The organism is Paenibacillus sinopodophylli (assembly GCF_005930355.1).
GTDB classification, from domain to species: Bacteria; Bacillota; Bacilli; order Paenibacillales; family Paenibacillaceae; genus Pristimantibacillus; species Pristimantibacillus sinopodophylli.
Map to the genome: position 1 here is coordinate 26,646 of NZ_VDBO01000002.1, position 15,646 is coordinate 42,291.

At 46.3% G+C, this 15,646-nt stretch carries 13 protein-coding genes; 9 read left to right on the plus strand and 4 right to left on the minus strand.

Annotated features, from left to right (window positions below; genetic code table 11):
- Nucleotides 1-6: 6 nt before the first annotated feature.
- The 4 genes from FGT79_RS12075 to FGT79_RS12090 all read right to left on the minus strand — a co-directional run bounded on the left by FGT79_RS12075 (nucleotide 7) and on the right by FGT79_RS12090 (nucleotide 3,246).
- Nucleotides 7-720, minus strand: coding sequence for a hypothetical protein (locus tag FGT79_RS12075; RefSeq protein ID WP_138753081.1), 714 nt, complete (start codon nucleotides 718-720; stop codon nucleotides 7-9).
- A gap of 100 nt (nucleotides 721-820) precedes the next feature.
- Nucleotides 821-2,230: a HAMP domain-containing sensor histidine kinase gene (locus tag FGT79_RS12080; RefSeq protein WP_171056208.1), complete on the minus strand. Its 1,410-nt coding sequence runs from the start codon at nucleotides 2,228-2,230 to the stop codon at nucleotides 821-823.
- Nucleotides 2,211-2,900, minus strand: a complete 690-nt coding sequence (locus FGT79_RS12085) for a response regulator transcription factor (RefSeq protein WP_138753083.1) — start codon at nucleotides 2,898-2,900, stop codon at nucleotides 2,211-2,213. The genes FGT79_RS12080 and FGT79_RS12085 overlap by 20 nt, the downstream gene beginning before the upstream one ends.
- A 1-nt stretch (nucleotide 2,901) precedes the next feature.
- Nucleotides 2,902-3,246 carry a hypothetical protein gene (locus tag FGT79_RS12090; RefSeq protein ID WP_138753084.1) on the minus strand — a complete coding sequence of 115 codons (345 nt, stop codon included), beginning with the start codon at nucleotides 3,244-3,246 and terminating at the stop codon, nucleotides 2,902-2,904.
- Between the two features lie 210 nt (nucleotides 3,247-3,456).
- Here FGT79_RS12090 and FGT79_RS12095 point away from each other — a divergent pair, with 210 nt between their 5' ends.
- The 9 genes from FGT79_RS12095 to sigJ all read left to right on the plus strand — a co-directional run bounded on the left by FGT79_RS12095 (nucleotide 3,457) and on the right by sigJ (nucleotide 15,642).
- Entirely contained in the window at nucleotides 3,457-5,418 is a 1,962-nt protein-coding gene (locus FGT79_RS12095) for an AraC family transcriptional regulator (protein ID WP_246096392.1), read from the plus strand.
- A gap of 1 nt (nucleotide 5,419) precedes the next feature.
- Nucleotides 5,420-6,205 carry an IucA/IucC family C-terminal-domain containing protein gene (locus FGT79_RS12100; RefSeq protein WP_138753085.1) on the plus strand — a complete coding sequence of 262 codons (786 nt, stop codon included), beginning with the start codon at nucleotides 5,420-5,422 and terminating at the stop codon, nucleotides 6,203-6,205.
- Between the two features lie 433 nt (nucleotides 6,206-6,638).
- Complete coding sequence (locus tag FGT79_RS12105) at nucleotides 6,639-8,741, plus strand: serine hydrolase domain-containing protein (RefSeq protein ID WP_138753086.1); 2,103 nt, start codon at nucleotides 6,639-6,641, stop codon at nucleotides 8,739-8,741.
- A gap of 205 nt (nucleotides 8,742-8,946) precedes the next feature.
- A complete protein-coding gene (locus FGT79_RS12110) occupies nucleotides 8,947-9,630 on the plus strand; it encodes a response regulator transcription factor (RefSeq protein ID WP_171056209.1) in 684 nt (227 codons plus the stop codon).
- A gap of 12 nt (nucleotides 9,631-9,642) precedes the next feature.
- The gene (locus tag FGT79_RS12115) at nucleotides 9,643-10,671 is read left to right on the plus strand and encodes a sensor histidine kinase (RefSeq protein WP_171056210.1); all 1,029 of its coding nucleotides are present in this window, start codon (nucleotides 9,643-9,645) and stop codon (nucleotides 10,669-10,671) included.
- Nucleotides 10,672-10,792: 121 nt separating this feature from the next.
- Complete coding sequence (locus tag FGT79_RS12120) at nucleotides 10,793-11,578, plus strand: ABC transporter ATP-binding protein (RefSeq protein ID WP_281285935.1); 786 nt, start codon at nucleotides 10,793-10,795, stop codon at nucleotides 11,576-11,578.
- Entirely contained in the window at nucleotides 11,565-13,481 is a 1,917-nt protein-coding gene (locus FGT79_RS12125) for an FtsX-like permease family protein (protein ID WP_138753087.1), read from the plus strand. Before FGT79_RS12120 ends, FGT79_RS12125 begins: the two co-directional genes overlap by 14 nt.
- A 77-nt stretch (nucleotides 13,482-13,558) precedes the next feature.
- Complete coding sequence (locus FGT79_RS12130; protein ID WP_138753088.1) at nucleotides 13,559-14,743, plus strand: NAD(P)/FAD-dependent oxidoreductase; 1,185 nt, start codon at nucleotides 13,559-13,561, stop codon at nucleotides 14,741-14,743.
- Between the two features lie 32 nt (nucleotides 14,744-14,775).
- The gene (sigJ, locus tag FGT79_RS12135) at nucleotides 14,776-15,642 is read left to right on the plus strand and encodes an RNA polymerase sigma factor SigJ (protein ID WP_138753089.1); all 867 of its coding nucleotides are present in this window, start codon (nucleotides 14,776-14,778) and stop codon (nucleotides 15,640-15,642) included.
- The last annotated feature ends 4 nt before the right edge of the window (nucleotides 15,643-15,646 follow it).

The window sequence follows — 15,646 nt, forward strand, 5'->3', positions numbered from 1 at the left end:
ATCCCTCTATTGAAGCTTTACAGCGCTAAGGCTGCCATTGGTATTGAAGTCTGTGGTGTAGGCTACAGTTGCTATAGCTGTTATGGTGCCGCTTGGTCCCGTAATCGTGATGGTAGGAGCGGAAGTGTAGCCGGAGCCGGCATTACTAATCTTCACTCCAGTCACAACACCGTTCTGAACGGTAGTAGATAATGCCGCTGAGGTTCTTTTCCATACTTGCCCTTTAACGCCGCTGTAGCGGTAATAGTTGGATACTTCATCCAAGCGCTCATTGGTAATACCGTAGGGAGTTAATACGTTCAACAACGCGGATTTATTCGCCTGTGCTTCCTCGTTAGTAGGTCCAGAGGTCCCTGCGCCAGCTGGCGTTACGCCGCTGAAGGCTTTCCGGAATACTTCGGAAGGCACGCCAAGCGCAGAAGCGATAAGTACGACAGGCCTGCCATGATCCTGCGCATCCGTCTCATATCCTCCGGAGATGACGATGGTGTAGCCGTTCGCGTCCGTTGAACGGCTGGTTGCTTCCGCAGCGTTGTTAACAGATGGTTTGGTTGGCGCAGGGTTATGGTTTGCTTTCTTAGGCGCTTGCGATTGAACGGCAGCCGACTGGGCGGAGGATGGCTTGCCGGATGCTATGGAGCATGCAATGACCAAAGGAACAACGGCAGCGCTAAGGACGAACATGGCAGTGAGCGAAAGTGTGAGCTTGTACGATTTCATAATAAGTAACTCCTCTCAGATTAGGTATTGCTGATCTGAGATAAGCATAAGCGGTGAATGTGTCAGGTATATGTTCAAATTCATGTTTATAAAAAAGCTTTCAAGGTTGTTTAGGCAGGAGCAGCTGGAACACTGTACCTTGAGGAGTGCTGCTGATTAGATGAAGCTGCCCCTTCATCGCAGCGGCGACCATCCGGCTATAAGTAAGGCCAAGGCCCAGACCACGGTCAGACAGCTTCTTGCCCTCACCGCGGTAGTATCTCTCAAATATGTTAGGCTGCTCGGATACTGGTATACCAGGGCCATCATCTCGAACGATAATCTGGTAGGTATCGTTTGTGAATGGTGACAGCGATATATGAATCGTTCCTCGGCCTTGAAGCGCCTGTCGGCTGTTGTTCAATAAATTGACCATAATCTGCTGAATGCGGCTTGCATCGCCAATGGACTTGTAAGACTCACTCGGAATATCCCTCAGGACTTGTAAGTCCTCTTCCAGATCAAGAAGACCCCATTGATAGATGATTTCGCTCAGAAGCTTACTCAGATCAAGGGATTCCTGAGCAACGTTCATGCTGCCGGATGCGAAGGCATTGAAATCCAGCAGATCGGTAACCATATGCTGCAGCCTGCGTGTCTGAACCAGCGAAATATCTAGGAACTCATCGGCTTCCTCACCTGTTACGACTTGATCGCGAACAGCTAGTATTAAGCCGTGAATAGAGGCGACAGGAGTCTTGAGCTCATGGGTAACTCCCGCCAGCAATTCCGTACGGAGCTCCTCCAGCGTACCAAGACGGGCAGCCATCTTCTGGAAGGATACGAGCAGCTCATAAATCTCTTTCTCCTTCACGCGGGCAGGCACCGTCGCCTTGTAATCGCCGTTTTCCATCCGATTCAGTGCTGCAGCAAGCTGGTTAATTGGTTTTCTTAAATTTCGCGATAGCAAATAAATGATTATCCAGCCCAGCAATCCAGCTGCAATAAGCAAGGAGGCGATCAGGCGATAGTTCTGATTAACATGGGCCAGCTCATGATAAGAATACGCGATGACAATAGCTCCGATCTGGGAGGTACTGTCCATAATAGGTGTAGTCAGTATGTAGGTATCTTGTATTCTTGCCGACTGTGGCTGATCATTCAGCTCCGGCGGATTCATATAGTCATTCCCAATCATGCCCGGAGGGGCTTCTTTGGTGAAAATAGTATGGCTGCTGCGATCGAACACCACAAGCGCGAATTGCCCAGGAATCTCGTAACGGCGCTGCGTAAGATCAATCCATTCGTAGAAGCTGCCCGGAATGATGATGCTGCCATTCCCATCAGATACATGCTCTGCGGCTACATTTGCGAATGTCTGAAGAGCTTGTTTCCGCTCATGTATCGTATCTTGGCGAATCCAGAGCATAGCGGTAATTGCTATGATTAGCAAGCCTAAGAAAAGAGTGATTACATAACGAAAGGTCCAACGGCTTAGCAGGGTTGGCCGCTTAATGACGTGTGTTGGCATAAAGCTGGTACCCCGTTCCTCGTAATGTTCGAATCTCGCCTTCATCTACAGGCCAGTGAAGCAGCAGCCTGCGAAGCCGCTTAATCGCCAGATCAACCGCTCTATCACTGCCGTCATAATCAATGCCCCATACCTTCTCAATCAGTTGCTCACGAGTGAATATGTGATTGGGATGCTCGGCGAGAAACATCAGAAGCGACAAATCACGCGGTGTAATGGTTAAGCTCGCACCGTTTAAATATACACTTCGGGATTTGAAGTCAATGCGTAAGCTTCCGAACGTAATCTGTCCTGCGTTGAACAGCGATTGCGGCGGCCGTCTGAGCACAGCATGAATTCTCGCGATAACCTCGTCTGGCTCAAAAGGTTTCGCTATGTAATCGTCAGCGCCTTCGTTAAGTCCCATAATGCGATCGCTGACAGCTGTTCTAGCTGTCAGCATAATGACAGGACAAGCGCTGCGTTGACGAATATGACTTAGAATATCCCATCCGTTCATTCCTGGAAGCATGACATCAAGAATAACAAGCATGGGTTGTAATTGATTGAAAGCGTCCACGGCTTGCAAGCCGTCTCGGTAGATCTGGCAGGTAAAGCCTGCTTTACTGATATAAGCCGCAAGAACCCTGGAGATCGCTTCTTCATCCTCAACGATCATGATGTTTCCCATGTCAATTGTACTTCCTCTCCAAGTTGTCCACATCGTTCTTAGCTTCTAGCAGTCCTTGGCCGCTCGCTTCTCTGAACGCTTTGATTGCTTGTATTCTTTTTCCTGAAGCAATTAGCACAAGTAATCTCTCATCCAAATTCGCTGGAGCGCCAGCATGTGCTGTTGGTACTGGAGATATAGGCATATGGATTGTTTGTTTGGGTAATGCAGCAGCCTCTGGCCTGTTGTTAGGCCATTCAAGATCTGATTTGATTTCATTAAGTTGTCGTTGCAAGCTGAACACTTTCAATAGAAGTAGGAGAGACAGTATGAGTGTGTTAAGCGCGATAATTTCTACGGTTTCCATTTGGAATCGCTCCTTCCTTTATCTGTGCTCATTATAACACAGGAGGTATGGTCGGGAAGGCAGGCATAGCAGCAAGGCTTCTCTAGGTCCCCTTTTCCGAAACGTCAAATAAGCCTAATCTATCAAGCAAAATGGAAAAGCTTTGATAATGAGAATGATTATTACTATAATGAGAGAGTTGGACGGTGTAAATAGACATGGAAGGTGAACATGATGACGTTATTGGAACAATTGCCACTATGGAATCATGCAGCAATAAGGGTGCTTGATATACGACGTTCCATCTTGCAAGCGAGTGAGAGTGTACAAGGGTTTCGTTTGCCAGCAAGTGCATTCCTATTTGCGGTGACGGGTGAGGCGAGGATTGTTATTGATGGAATCGAGCATATCGCTGATCGCTGCTACGTTTGCCATGCTGGCAAAGGTGCGATGGTAGATATTATTCAAGTTGAAGAACCCTTTGACTATTATTTCATTTTTTATAAAGCGGTGCTCGTACTGCCAACGCGTAAGGAACTATTACGAGTGTACAATGACAATAATCCATTTCACATGCATTATGGTTTTGCTCCGGCATATCCTCTTGGTCTCCTTACGAGAATGGAACAGATGCATGCCTATTGGCTGCTTGATGGCGAGCTTGAGAAATTTCATGTAAGAGCGCTATTTCATCATTTGGTGTATGACCTCCTGCAGCAGCTCTATGCCATCGAGGGTGCGACCACGATTCAGCCTGACTATGTAACCCAAACGATCCACTACATGGAGGAGTATTATGCTGATCCTCTTAGTCTGCAGGATCTTGCTCATGCTCTTGGGTGCAATGAGCGAAAGCTGCAACGACTATTCAAAGAGAAGCTTCGAATTGGACCGATGGAATATCTCATTCAAATTCGTATGAATCATGCGCAAACGATGTTATTGAACACGAATGTACCGCTCAAAATCATTGCAGAATCGGTAGGTTACGGAGATAGCTATTATTTCAGCCGCGCATTCAAGAAGCATTGTGGCGTTTCTCCTCTTTATTTCAGGCAGAATCGTCGGATAAGTGCATCATATATGTCGCGTTATTCCATTGGCTCTGCAAACAATGTCTCCTATAATAATGATTGTGATAATCATTATCAACAAGTTGACGGAGGAGTTTTTGGAATGAATAGAAGTAAAAGTTCGGTACTAGCGGTTAGTTTGATGTTGAGTTTGATTCTGTTGTTAAGTGCATGTTCGACGGGAAATAGCGTCGGCAACAATTCTGGAGGGGCTAGTCCTACAGCAGCATCATCTAATAATGTATCTTCAAGTACAAATGCACCAACAGCGCAACCAGCTTACCCTGTCGTAATTAAACATATGAAGGGCGAGACAACACTGGAGCAGCACCCTTCAAAAATTGCTGTTCTTGATACCAAATTTGTTGATCAGCTCGTTACATTAAACGAACAGCCAGCGGGCAGCGTGAAAGCTGCAGCAGATAAATCAGACTTCCCAGCCTATTTGATGGATAAGCTGACTGACGTGAAATTGCTCGGTACGAGGGATGAACCGAACCTGGAAGCTATTCTTGCGATGGAACCAGACTTAATTATTTGCACAGAGTTCCAGGAAGAAGTATATGAAAGCTTATCCAAAATCGCACCGACGATCATGCTTGACTTTAATGAAGATTGGCGAGATACGCTTGCCACTTTCGGTAAAATCGTAGGGAAATCAGAAGAAGCAAATGTCGTACTTGAACAATATAACGAGAAAACAACGAAGCTGAAAGCAGAATTGAAAGCGAAGCTAGGTGACCAGACTGTTGCCTTGATACGTCCGCGTGATGAAGGCATTCGAATTCATGCGCCTGGTCACCGCGCAGCGTCCATTCTTTACAACGATCTAGGCTTGTCTGCACCAGAGCAGGTGCTAGCTCAGACGGATACGGCTTATCAAGTGCCGTTAGAAGCTTTGCCTGAGGTTGGAGCGGATCATTATTTCCTCGTACAAGATGATATGTTCAAAGCAATTGTTGAGGAGTTCCAGCAAACGGACACTTGGAAGAACATCGATGCAGTGAAAAACAATCAAGTCTATGATGTAGATTCGAATGTATGGATTGCTTATTATGGGCCAATTGCGATCAATATGGTCGTAGATAGAGTTGCGGAAGTGTTCTTGGGTACGCCATAACATGTCCGTTATGCTTTCGAAGTCGGAGCGTGAGGAACTAGGATCGAAGTTCAACTTCCGTTTTGAGAATAAGGCGTTGCCAACAACATGCTCTATTCATGCTATAGAGCTGCTGGATGAGGAGAAGTGCGCATCTTATCTGGATCAGCTTGCGGCGGAAATTGGCTCGCCTTCCCGAAGAGTTACAGCATCGATGCTGGCCAAGCGTTATGCTTATCTGGCAGTCGTTCCAGTCTTGTATGCGATGACCGTATTCGATAAGGGCTTGGGGCTGACGCTATACAATTGTCTATTAGCCTCGCCGGATGACGATGAATATAGCCTTAGTAAGTCTAGGTTTCCGAATCTGAGCTTGGATGGTCTGAACGTGACGGAACCGGAAGTGGGGAATCGGGGGGATTGGCGAGAACATGTGGTACGTCAATTATTTGAGGAGCATCTTTCCCCCTTGTTTCATTCTTTATCTATAGTGGGAGGCGTGCCTAGGTCGGTGTTATGGGAGAATGTGATGGTCAGGATCACTCCGTTGTATGAGGATCAATTGGAAGAAGAAGAGGACCCATCCATCTTAATCCGGCTGCATGACGACTTCAAATTTATTACAGAGACGGCACCAGCAAGCCTGTTCAGAGAACGCCGTAATCCGTTTGCTATGTTTCACAACACGAAGAATACCGAACATACCGATAACCAAGCAGCATACATTCGTAAAACCTGCTGTTTTTATTTTGAGATGTCTCCAGAATACTGCAGAGCTTGTCCGAAACCGCTTAACAGTCATTTTTAAACGTTTCATTCGCAGATTATATGCTCGATCATTTGGCCACTTCAATTGTGAAGTGGTTTTTTGGTGTTCCAAGGAGAACATCAAACAGCTTCACAAATTTGACCGCTTCGGGAATGACATTGTGACGGGGGCATGAAGGCAAATAAAGCGATTAAGGAGCTTCACCCGCAGGTGAATATTCTCATCCTAACGACCTTTGATAATGATGAAGAGTATATTAATGAAACATACCCGATATCCTGCTGATTTTGAAGTCATTTTGCCAATAAAAATTGCCAATCAGATTGTGACAATAATGTAACAATGGCCCCTCGGTTTATCATCTGATTCGTACGACAGTAATATCTTCTCGGCATACAATTAAGGTATTGAAGCGCCTGACCGGTTGGACGGGTTGACTGCAAACTTAAAACTAGCAAGGAGAGAATTTCGGATGAAAAAGGGTAATAACAAGAATAAGAATATGAATATGAAACGAACCCGTATCGGACTAAGCATTCTAACAGCGGTGCTGAGCTTAGCTCTTGCAAGAGAAACTGGCGTGTACGCTCAGCAGCCAGCATCGGAACTGACCGTTTCAGCCAAGGAACTGGACTCGCAAGGCAGTGTCGCCACGGGTGATTTTACGAGTGGTCCGCAGGACGCCCAAGAAGTAGAGGCCTTTCTTGACGCTTTTTTTGCACAGGATGCCATCAAACAAAAAGCCAGCGCCGCCGTGGTATCTGTCGTACAGAATGGGAAGGTGCTTGTATCCAAAGGCTACGGTGTAACCGATCAAACGTCGAAGTCGCCAGTGGATGAAAGTCAGTCAACCTTCCGCATTGCTTCTATTTCTAAAGTGTTTACAGCGGCTGCCATTATGCAGCTCATCGAACAAGGGAAAATATCACTTCAAGACAATATTGAAAAGTACTTAGATGGTTACGAATTAACGAACCCCTTCGGAACACCCGTTACAATCGAGAATTTACTAACGCACACGACTGGGTTTGAAGTACGCGAGCCTACAGATGCAAGTTATCTTATGGATCCTTCAAGTACTCCGATTTCGCTGAAAGAAAGTATTTTTGCTGTATTTCCGCCAGTAGTTCGCATGCCCGGAAAGTCTTATATGTATGATAATTTCGCATCAAGGCTGCAGGGGTACATCGTGCAGCAGGTAAGTGGAGAGCCGTTTCAAAGCTATATGCAGAAGCATCTATTCGGACCGATGGGCATGACTTCTAGCAGCTTTAAGCTTAATGAGGAATTGGTTGATCGACTCGTTACTTCCTACGATATGGAAGGGGGCGCTCTGCCCGTGTACGATTTCTCTCCAAGCGAGTGGCCAGAGGGCAGCATGATATCGACGGCCTCTGATATGGCGCTGTTTATGAACACCTTTTTGAACGATGGAAAAACAGCGAACGGCGCGGTAATCCTGTCGCCTGCATCAGTTAAAGCGATGTCTTCGTACCATATCGTTATACATCCCGATTTGCCGGATATGACCTACGGCTTCGAATCGCCTGAAGATCCTTCACACACGAACAATGAAGCTGTCATATCCAAAGCCGGCGATATTCTGGGATTTAGCTCTCAAATGTGGCTGCTTCCTGATCGCAAGACCGGTGTTTTCGTTTCTTACAATGCGAATCAGAATTTGCGACATGATTTATTTAACGCATTTATGGATCATTATTTTGCAGGCGGCAAATCATCATTCGGATCTGACCATTTTCAGTCACAGTCCCAAGATATACTAGCCAAGTTCGAAGGTTTGTATTCCGATTTGCGAATCAAATTACTGACCAAAGTCGTAGCCAGCGGCGACGGAATTCTTACGGTCAGCGATGTATCTGGAAGCCATCAATTGAAGCAGGTCGATCTTTTATTGTTCGTAGATGAACTGGGCAATCCTCTTGCATTCAAGATGGATTCCGAAGGTACCATTACTTACATGAAATACGCTAATCTGTTCAGCTATGCATCCAAAGTAAAGCTGGATCAGAAAGGCTTTCCTGATGTACCAGTGAATCATCCATATGCCAGCTACATTCTGGGCTTAAAGTCGCTTGGCTTTTTGACGGATGATCTGTCAAGACCGTTCTTGCCTAAGCAATCCGTCACGCGCGGAGCATTCATCCATGCCTTTAATGCGATATGGAGCATTCCGGAATCGGACAACCCTTCTTCCTTCAAGGATACCGAACATTCTGTGTATCGAAAAGATATACAAGCAGCAGTCGAAGCAGGCATGCTGAATGGAACGGGAAACGGCTTGTTCGAACCAGACCGTCCGATTCTTCGCGAAGAGGCGACCGTGATCGTGTACCGCCTGCTGACGGGTACAGGAATCAGAGCTCAGGATTCCACGGCTAAGCTAATGCCAGGCACGTCGGAATGGGCGATCGATGCCGTAAGCTCCGCAGTGAAATGGAAGCTGCATGGGCCAGAGGTGACTGAATCGAACGGCAAGTTCGAATACGGCTCTCGGAAGCCGTTGAACAAGCAAGAGCTGGCAGCGCTGCTGTTCACGATGCTGCTTCCTGCTTAATCGCATGCTTTTGTTGAATCAGAACAGCAATATAGTCGGAATGAGAAAACCGTCACATGGGGATCAAGCTTGACTGAATCAGGGGGGGCAATTATTTGTCCCCCTTTTGGTATGGAAAGAGGGAATGGTATGATGAATCATGCGAGAGATGGAAGATACTGCCGTTTAAAGTTCGAATTCTATAGAGAGAAGGGATCTTGCCGTTATGGATTTGAATATTTTTATTATCGAAGATGATGATGCAATCTTTCATCTATTGAAGGAAAGGCTGGAGCTATGGTCGTTTCGTGTTACCAAACCGGAGCGGTTCGATGATGTGATGTGCTCTTTTATTGACGTGCAGCCGCAGCTGGTCATTATCGATATTCAGCTCCCGATGTATGACGGTTTCCACTGGTGCCGCGAGATTCGAGCTGTGTCGAACGTGCCGATATTGTTTCTGTCATCGCGTGATCATCCTCTAGATATGGTGATGGCTATGAATATGGGGGCGGATGACTACATTCAGAAACCTTTCAATATGGACGTGCTTCTGGCTCAAATCAAAGCTATTGTTCGCCGAACATATGCATATGGGGACGCAGCTTCCGATCTTATTGAATGGAATGGCTCTATTATTGATATGAAGCGCTGTTTGATCCGCAAGGACGGGCAAGACGTGATTTTAACGAAAAACGAATTTTTTATTCTCGTCGTACTCGTTCAGGCGAAAGATACAGTCATTCCGCGTCACGATTTAATTCGCAAGCTGTGGGATGATGAACAATTCGTCAACGACAATACGTTAACAGCGAATGTAACCCGGCTGCGACAGAAGCTGGCGGTATTCCAACTGGATGAAGCCATTGTAACGAAAAAAGGACTTGGCTATATGGCTGCCACGTTATGAGGGGGGAATGTATTGATACTCCGTTACTTAATAGATAGGAAAAGCTGGATTATATTTTATCTGTTCTCCTTGCTATTCGTAGATTTACTGATTTGGATCGACAATGGCATCATGATCAAGGCTGCCTCGATGCTCTATTTGAACATGCTGCTTATTTTATCCATGTTAGTTTTCCTAGTGTGGCGTTTTCAGAAGGAAATGAAATATGCGCGCGCACTAGCGGATCTAGCTGAGCAGATTGACGATGATTGGATTGAAACGCTGCCGCCAGATTATTACTATCACGAAGAGGCGACAAATCGGCTGCTGCGGGCTGCGGGCCTCTGGTACTCGCATAAGCTGTCTGATAGTCAGGCAGCCCGTATCGTGGAGCAGGAATACACGACGGCCTGGGTGCATGAAGTGAAAACGCCTTTGACCGCAATGAAATTGACGATAGAAAGCGATAGGAGCAATCCGCTGCTTCGCAAAATGGAATCGGATTGGCTGCGAATCCATCTGCTTATTGACCAACAGCTTTACCTCTCACGATTACCGTCACTGGAAGCGGATTACGTGCTGGAGCAGGCTGGGGTTCAGCAGTTAGCCGTATTGGAAGTGCGTGAGCTGACCTCCTGGTGCATCGAAAAAAATGTGGCCGTTGAGATTGAAGGGGAAGAAGCTTTAGTGGTAACGGACCGCAAATGGTGCCGTTTTATTATTAGGCAACTATTGACGAATGCGGTCAAATATAGCCCTAAAGGCGGAACGATTCTTTTGTCGACGATGGTTACGTCCGAGGGTCATGTTTGTTTGAGCATTGAAGATGAAGGATCAGGCATTGCCGCACATGACCTGCCGCGTATTTTCGATAAAGGTTTTACGGGTGGAAACGGAAGATTGCAAAATGCGGCAACCGGTCTCGGACTCTATTTGGCACGGACAGCAGCGCTCAAAATTGGAATTACCCTAGCGGTTCAATCAGAGCTGAACGCAGGAACGAAAATGGGGATGACTTTCACAGTAAGCAACGCGTACGAAGCAGTTCTGACATCATGTTAGTAGAATGGACTACCATATGACAGTATTGTCACCTGAATGCTCTTCATTGTCATCTGATACGAGCGACCGGCATGACCTTTTTCTCTAAAATAAAAGTAAGATCAGAGTGGAGGTTATGGAGATGAATGATAATAATATGAAAAAAACGGTGCTGCATGCCATACAAATACGTAAATCATTTGGTGTACGGGGCAATGTTCAGCAAGTGCTTAAGGGAATCGACCTACGGGTCGTTGAAGGTGAATTTGTCGGCATTATGGGTCCGTCTGGGTCGGGCAAGTCTACCTTGATCAATGTTTTATCCACAATTGACCAGACGACCGAAGGGAAGATATTGGTCGAGGATGTTGACATCTCGAATATGAAAAACGCAGAGCTGTCTCTTTTCCGACGCAATAAGCTTGGTTTTATCTTTCAAGATTACAATTTGCTGGACACATTGACGGTCAAAGAGAACATTCTGCTGCCCGTTTCGCTCGGAAAGATGAAGAAAAAGGCAGCGGAGAGTGAATTTCAGGCCATTGCTTCAGAACTAGGCATCTTAGAGATTGCCCATAAATATCCGTATGAAATTTCCGGCGGTCAACGGCAGCGGACATCAGCGGCACGCGCATTGATTCACGGGCCTTCCCTTGTATTTGCGGATGAGCCGACAGGTGCGTTGGATTCGAAGGCTGCCTCCTCCCTTTTAGGGAAGATGGAGCAGCTTAACCAGCAGCGCAGCATTACCATTATGATGGTAACGCATGACCCGGTGGCATCGAGCTATTGCAGCCGTGTGATTTTTTTAAAGGATGGCATGCTGTATTCCGAATTATATCGGGGCAGCAAATCGCGGCAAGCCTTTTTCAAAGACATCATGAATGTACAGGCCGTGCTCGGAGGTGATCACATTGACACTGTTTGAGCTCGTCATTCGCAGTATGCGGAAAAACATTAAAAATTATTATTTGTATTTTTTCGCCCTTATTTTCAGTACGACCCTTTATTATGTATTTGCAGCCTTACAGCATGATTCCTCGATCATGACTGCGACGTTCGCAGATGTTCAGTTTGCTTCGTTGTTTAAAGTATCAGGCATTGTTCTACTGTTAATTGTGGTCATATTCATGATTAATGCCAATAGTATTTTTCTAAAACGCCGCAGCAGGGAAATCGGGCTGTATCAGCTGATTGGCCTGACTCGCAGAGCCGTTTGGCTGCTGCTAATTGCTGAGAACATATTGCTTGGAATAGGCGCGCTGCTTATTGGAATTGGCGCTGGCGCGCTTATGTCACGGCTTTTTTTGCTCATTCTCATGAAATTAATAGGCATTGAAACGGTAATAAACCTATCGTTTTCACCTACAGCTGCCGTTCAAACCGCCATTGTGTTTGCCTTGCTTATCGGACTTACATTGATGCAAATGCTGATCAAAGTTTATGGGACTTCGCTACTCGCATTGTTCACAGCAGAACGGCAGGGGGAGCATCCGAAACGGCCCAATGCGGCTGTTTCTGCTATTGTAGGGCTGTTTAGCATTACGATGATTACAACGGGTTATATGCTATCCGGCAAAGAGCCCGGTCAGGAACTATTTTTGCAAATGCTCGTAATTCTCGCATCAACGATACTCGGCACCTATCTGTTATTTCGTGTAACGATTGGCTGGTTGTTCTACAGCGTTCGAAGAAGCAGGAACGGACAACTTGGATTAAAAAACAGTTTGTCTCTTGCGCCGGTCATGCACCGCATGAAAGCGAATGCGAACTCACTCACATTGATTACGGTTCTGTCTGCGATGACATTGACTATGGTGGCAATCGCCTATTCGCTTTATTTCTCGACCGAGAATGAGTCGCATGTCATGCTGCCATACGATTTCATCTTTGAGAATAAGGAGCAAGATTCCCTTGCATTCCGCACGGATCTCGAACAAGCCGGAATTAAGTTTGTTCATCATCCAGTCGATGCTATCCGACTGGCAGGTATATATGGCAACGGGGAAAACATGGAACGCAGCACATTGCTGCTCGGAGCAGAACAGCTTCAGTTGATCGATCCAGAACTGATTACCCCAAGGCAAGGGGAGGCAATTTGGTATAAAGGCCAGAAGAAAGCAATGGGCATAGAGCAGGACACTGTCCTCTACCCTCAGGAGGTTCATCTAGGAACAAACGGGTTTCAAAGTGTGATCCGCATTACTGAGGGAATCGATCGATATGCAGTAAACTTTAATTTGAACGGTCGCCAATTGGTCATAACGGAGGCAGAGCTGCATGCTATTCGTGACCGTATGCCGTTGACCCCTGGCCAGGAAATCATTCTACTGGATACTTACCAGATTGCGGATAGGAATGGCCGTGCAGAGGCAGCTAGCTTGTACGACAAATATGCCAAGGCGTATCGGCCAACAGCTCCAGATTTTCATTCATATTATCAAGAGTCGCTCCAAAAGTTTGGGTTGATCATATTTATTGCCGGTTTTCTAGGACTCATCTTTCTAATCGCCACAGGCAGTATTCTATATTTCAAGCAAATGACTGAGGCGGAACAGGAGAAAGGCGTTTATACAATTCTGCGGCAGCTCGGATTCTCGGAGCGTGAGATTATGGGTGGCATTATCCGTAAACAGCTGTTTGTATTTGCGATTCCGCTAGCGATCGGACTAGTGCATTCCAGCTTCGCCGTTAAGGCTGCTTCCGCGCTAACATTGTCAGATATTGCTTTCCCGGCAGCTATGGCAATGGCGATCTATACGGTCATTTATTTCACATTTGCGATTCTTACCGTCGGCTATTATCGCCGTATTGTAAGATTAGCGCTATAGCAGCTTTACAGGTTTGTCACATTATTCTCTCCTAAATCGTTATACAGGTACAAAAAACGATATTGGGAGTGAATGGTATGAAAACATTGACCTGTATTGTCATTGGAGCAGGATATGCGGGTATCCATGCAATGAATGAAATACGCAAAAACGTAAAGGGTAGAAATAATAAACAGTCTATTAAATATATACTCATCGACAAAAACAGGTATCACTTACGCAAGGTCATTCTGTTCAAACCAGCGGTAACGGATGAAGATATTTGCACGCCGCTTACGCAATTGTTTCCTGAAGGTGTTGAGCTTCTTGAGGCAACAGTCACTGAAATTAAAGAAGCAGAAAACAAACTACTGCTTCAATACGATAACGATTCCTTACAAGAGCTGGGTTACGATATACTTGTAGTGGCAGCTGGAAGCATAATCCGCCTGCCGGATGAAGCACAAGGCGGGCTGCCGCTTGCCTCACTTAATGATGCATTAAACATTCGTAAGGCATGGCATGCTAATTTGCGGCAAGCTGCCAAAGAAGCGAATCCGAGTGAGCGGGAGCGACTAATGACGATTGCTGTAGCGGGGGCAGGTATAAGCGGCATTGAAACGGCCGCCGAATTAGCTTATCATGTTCGGAATGATGCCGAGCAGTTGGAATTGAATCCTAATCAGGTGCATATCCGTTTGTATAATGCACACGAAAGATTATTTTTAGATGGACCTGACAAGGTTTCTGCGAAGCTCGAGCATATTCTAACAGCTAACGGTGTAGAGGTAGCGCATGGGTGCCGCGTGCTTCTAGAGGATAAAGGAAGTCTTAGCTTGTCTGATGGAACCGTGCTGCCCGTGGGGCTATGCGTGTGGACATTAGGACTTATTCCAAACCCGATTGTAAAACAGTGGGGCTTGCCTGTAACAACGGACGGATTTGTGAAAATTGATCCAAGCTATCGGGTACAAGGCGCCCGCGGCATTTATAGCATTGGAGACTGCGCGAAAGTGATCAATCCAGCTACGGGACGATCAGACGGTATGACCTGTAAGGAAGCCATCCCGCAAGCCGCCCGGCTCGGTAAAGTAATTGCAGCTGATATAGAAGGACATGCTGCGCCTGTGCACACCAGCTATATGGATAGCTTCAGCATCGGTCTAGGTCCTAAGAATGGATTGGCTTGGGTGAACAAATGGGGTATTGATTTTGTAATTACAGGCAAGATGGGACATCGAATCAAGCAGCTAACTTGGAATTTGGGCAGTACGATTAAATAAACATTCCAATCCTAAAAGAAGGGAGCGACGGAATGGAGCATTTATATACGCAATACAAAAGACTGCTACTTTCACTTGCCTATCAGTTGACCGGATCGTTCTCTGATGCCGAGGATGTTGTGCAGGACGTATTTTTAAAGGTCTACGATGCGAAGCCGGAGGGGCTGATTGAAGCCCCTCAAGCCTATTTGTATAAGATGGTCACAAATCGCTGCCGTGATCTGCACAAATCAGCGACCAAAAGAAAAGAGAAATATGTTGGAGAATGGCTGCCTGAGCCCGTACCTACCGGAAGCGATGAAGCATTCGAAGCGATTGCACGCAATGAATTGTTGTCTTATGGCATGCTGATCCTTCTCGAACAGCTGTCTGCTGCTGAAAGGGCCGTATTTGTACTGCGAGAGGCATTTGGATTCGGGTACGCGGACATAGCGGCCGTCATCGACAAGAGTGAAGCAAACAGCAGAAAGATGTACAGTCGTGCGAGAGGCAAATTAGGTAATTACGATCAAGCAGGAGCTGCTGAGCTTGAGACAGAACATGCAGCATGGGTGAATCGATTTGTTTCTGTGCTCGAACAGGATGATGTGGATCAGGTATTAGCGATCCTAAGCAAGGATGTGGTGTTAATCTCTGATGGCGGTGGGAAAGCACTATCAGCGGTTAATCCGATTGTAAGCCCCCAATCAGTCTCACGTTTCCTTCTTGGGCTGGTACGCAAATTTGCGCAGCAAGGCGGTATCTCTCAAGTTATTATTAGGGAAATCAACGGCCAAGTTGGTCTCATTATCTATTCCGAGCAAGGAGTCGATTCAGTCGTTTTGTTTCAAGTGGTCAACGGACTTATGCACAACATGTATATCATAAGAAACCCGGACAAATTGAAGCATTTTTCATAATGAG